Origin of the sequence: Lysinibacillus sp. GbtcB16 (genome assembly GCF_019091145.1) — a bacterium.
Taxonomy (GTDB): Bacteria; Bacillota; Bacilli; order Bacillales_A; family Planococcaceae; genus Lysinibacillus; species Lysinibacillus fusiformis.
This window is the reverse complement of record NZ_JAGXJV010000105.1, coordinates 1-570: the sequence shown is the minus strand read 5'-3', so window position 1 is coordinate 570 and position 570 is coordinate 1. Positions and strand designations below refer to the sequence as shown.

Below are 570 nucleotides of genomic sequence, written 5' to 3'. Positions count from 1 at the left end.
ACATGGCGGATTTCAAATTGTTGATACTTTCCAGTCACCATTAGAGGCAATTAACATGCTTCCTCATTACACATTAGACGCTATTTTACTAGATATTGAAATGCCTAAAATGACAGGAATTGAACTCGCTAAGAAATTAGTAGATGACGGTATCGATGTTCCGATTATCTTTTCTACTGCCTACCCCACTTATGCTTTAGAAGCGTTTCGGGTACAAGCTCTCGATTATATATTAAAACCATTAACACCTAGCGCTGTACAGGATGTAGATTACCGCCTAAAAAAATATTACGGTGTTACGAATCAACAAAGAAGTTCAAATACTCTTCAAGTACAACTGTACGGTAATACATTTATAAAAAAAGACCATCAATCACTAAAGTGGCCTACCCGTGTTACCGAAGAGCTTTTTTATTACTTCCTTCTCCATAAAGAAAAAGCTGTTTCAAAGTGGAAAATTCTTGATGATATTTGGCCTAACACAGATGAAAAACGTGCATTAGCAAATTTGTATAATACTATTTACCGAATACGCCAACTATTTAGTGAGCTAAATGTCCCTCTCAAAAT

1 protein-coding gene is annotated in these 570 nt (G+C 35.4%); it reads left to right on the top strand.

Annotated elements, in window-relative coordinates; genetic code table 11:
• Positions 1–570, top strand: a 570-nt coding sequence (locus KVT27_RS23540) for a response regulator (protein WP_254636263.1), incomplete at both ends; no start/stop codon positions are given.